This is a genomic window from Sulfitobacter sp. UBA4523, assembly GCF_002388305.1.
Lineage (GTDB): Bacteria > Pseudomonadota > Alphaproteobacteria > Rhodobacterales > Rhodobacteraceae > Sulfitobacter > Sulfitobacter pontiacus.
This window is the reverse complement of the sequence record NZ_DGMH01000017.1, coordinates 84,372-87,229: the sequence shown is the minus strand read 5'-3', so window position 1 is coordinate 87,229 and position 2,858 is coordinate 84,372. Positions and strand designations below refer to the sequence as shown.

The window sequence follows — 2,858 nt, the reverse complement described above, 5'->3', positions numbered from 1 at the left end:
ACCGCGTTGAAAGACGGCGCGTGATCCGGCGCATCACTCTGACAGGGCGACGGGTGCTGCTGGGGCTGGTGGCCGCCCTGATAGCCGCCCTGATAGCCGTGACGTCAACCCGCGCCGCAGACCTGCCCCGTGTGGTGTCGATGAACCTATGCACGGACCAGATGGTACTGCTGCTGGCGGATCCTGATCAAATCACCTCCCTTTCTCGTCTGGCGCGCGATCCGCGATCGTCGTCCCTAGCGCAGGAAGCCTCGGCACATCCGCAGAACGCGGGCGGTGCTGAAGAGATATACCTTTCCGCGCCTGATCTGGTGTTGGCGGGGCAATACTCCGACAAAGCGACCCTTGCGATGCTGCGCCACCTTGGCCTGCGGGTAGAGCAGATGCCGATCACCAAGGCGCTTGACGATATTCCCGCGCAGATCCGGTGGATGGGCGACCTCTTGCAACAGCCCGCGCGGGCAGAGGCGATGGCCCGCGACGTCGAACAGACATTGGCCGCGCAGCCCGCACTGGCCTCCGATGCCCCTGTTGCGGCTTTCTATTACCCGAACGGCTATTCGCTGGGGGTGGATACTTTGGGCCACGACATCGTGACCACCGGCGGACTGCGCAACCTCTCGCAGAAACTCGGACGCCGGAACAGCGGGCGTCTGGCGCTGGAAGACCTGGTGATGAATGCCCCCGATGTTCTGGTCACCACGACACCCTATCCCGGAGGTTCCCGATCCGAAGAGATCATGCTACATCCTGCGCTCGCACAATACGCCAAGACCGGCCGGATGGTGTATAGCTCGCCCGATTGGGTCTGCGGCACGCCGCTGGCGTTGCGGGCGGTGCAAGACGTACGCAGGGCAGGCAACCAGATACGCCACGAGGAGAGATAACAGATGACCGACAGCACCCCAGACCAGAACAAGCGCCACGCCGAAAAGATGGCGAAGGTCCAGACGGCCCGCGCCAAGATGATGGCGGAAAAGACCGTGACCAAGGGGTTGATCATCGTCCACACCGGGACCGGCAAGGGTAAAAGCAGCTCTGCCTTCGGGATGATCATGCGCTGCATCGGGCACGGGTTCCCCTGCGCGCTGGTGCAGTTCATCAAGGGCGCACGGGTGTCCGCGGACCGTCAACTGCTTGAGGACCGCTTTAGCGATATCTGTCAGGTCTATGTGATGGGCGAGGGCTTTACCTGGGACACGCAAGACCGCGAACGCGACATCGCCGCCGCCGGACGCGCATGGGAAAAAGCCAAAGAGCTGATCCGCGACCCCAACAACCGCATGGTGCTGCTGGACGAGCTCAACATCGCGCTGCGCTATGGCTATATCGACGTGCAGGATGTGGTCGATTTCCTGCAGGCCGAGAAGCCGCATATGACCCATGTGGTGATCACCGGCCGCAACGCGCCCGACGCCTTGATCGAGATTGCGGATCTGGTGACCGAGATGAAGGAAATCAAACATCCCTTCCGCAAACAGGGTATCGCCGCACAGGCCGGTGTGGAATTCTGATCGCCACCGGGGCAGGGCATTCGCCCGCGCCCCGCTTGGCAAAGGGCGGATATCATGGACAAGATCACGCTGGTCACCGGCGGAGCAAAATCGGGCAAGAGCCTTTTTGCCGAAAACCACCTGCGCGCCTACGGGCTGCCGCTGGTCTATATTGCCACCAGCCAGGCCTTCGACCCCGAGATGGAGGACCGCATCGCCGCACATAAAGTGCAACGCGGTGACGGTTGGGACACGGTGGAGGAGCCGCTTGATCTATGCGGCGCGCTGAAGCGCACCGATGGGGCGGGCGCGCGGCTGGTCGATTGTATGACGCTGTGGCTGTCGAACGTGATGCACGCCGAACGCGACTGGCAGGCGGAGCTTGAAAAAGTGCTGGACAGCTTGCGCGCACAGTCCTCTCCGGTGGTGCTGGTCACGAATGAGGTGGGCGGGGGCATCGTGCCGATGTCCGCGCTGGCCCGGCGCTACCGCGATGCCTCGGGCCTGATGAACCAGCGCATTGCAGCGGTGGCGGGGCATGTCGTTTTGGTCAGCTGTGGTCTGCCCCTGACGCTGAAGGGCAGTGCGCAGGCTCCGGCCTCGCTTGCCTGACCCATGATCCCGACATACGATAGATTTCCAAACGAAAGAGACCCCTTTGCATGGCGCATGTGACTTTTCCCCTGACTTCCCTGGCCGACCTTGACGAGCTGACCCGCGATTTGCCTCAGGTTGATGCCGTCGCCCAAGACGCCGCGCGCGACCGGCAGAATGCGCTGACCAAACCGCCCGGATCACTGGGCCGGCTGGAGGAACTGGCGGTGTTCATGGCGGGGTGGCAGCAACAGGCGGTGCCACAGATCGACATGGCGCAGGCCCTCGTCTTTGCCGGTAACCACGGGATCTGCGCGCAGGGGGTGAACCCTTTCCCGCAAGAGGTGACGGCCCAGATGGTGCAGAACTTCAAGGCGGGGGGCGCTGCGATCAACCAGCTGTGCCGCACCAATGACGCGCAGCTGTCGGTGATTGATCTGGACCTTGACCGCCCCACGGCCGATTTCACGCAAGGCCCCGCGATGACCGAGGCGGATTGTGTCGCGGCCCTTAACGCAGGGGCGGCGGCGCTGCATCCCGCGGCCAGTGTCTTGATCCTGGGCGAGATGGGGATCGGTAATTCCACCGTCGCCGCAGCGTTGACGGCGGCGGTCTTTGGTGGGGCTGTGCAAGATTGGGTCGGGCGCGGCACCGGTTCGGACGACGAAGGTCTGCGCCGCAAGGTCGACGCCATCACCCGCGGACTTGCCCGCCACGCCGCCACCCCGCAGGATGGGGCGTCTATCCTGATGACCTTGGGCGGGCGCGAGC

General features: G+C 63.8%; 4 protein-coding genes. All 4 read left to right on the top strand.

From position 1 onward, the window contains the following. Nucleotides 1–140: 140 nt before the first annotated feature. Nucleotides 141–887, top strand: a complete 747-nt coding sequence (locus B3849_RS03690; RefSeq protein WP_286779841.1) for an ABC transporter substrate-binding protein — start codon at nucleotides 141–143, stop codon at nucleotides 885–887. 3 nt (nucleotides 888–890) lie between these two features. After that, on the top strand, nucleotides 891–1,514 hold the full coding sequence (gene cobO / locus B3849_RS03685) for a cob(I)yrinic acid a,c-diamide adenosyltransferase (RefSeq protein ID WP_037943712.1): 624 nt from the start codon (nucleotides 891–893) through the stop codon (nucleotides 1,512–1,514). A gap of 54 nt (nucleotides 1,515–1,568) precedes the next feature. Further along, nucleotides 1,569–2,105 (top strand): bifunctional adenosylcobinamide kinase/adenosylcobinamide-phosphate guanylyltransferase, encoded by a 537-nt coding sequence (gene cobU, locus B3849_RS03680; RefSeq protein WP_278375611.1) that lies wholly within the window; start codon nucleotides 1,569–1,571, stop codon nucleotides 2,103–2,105. A 50-nt stretch (nucleotides 2,106–2,155) separates the two neighbouring features. Continuing rightward, a partial coding sequence (locus B3849_RS03675) for a nicotinate-nucleotide--dimethylbenzimidazole phosphoribosyltransferase (RefSeq protein WP_286779827.1) occupies nucleotides 2,156–2,858 on the top strand: 703 nt, incomplete at its 3' end.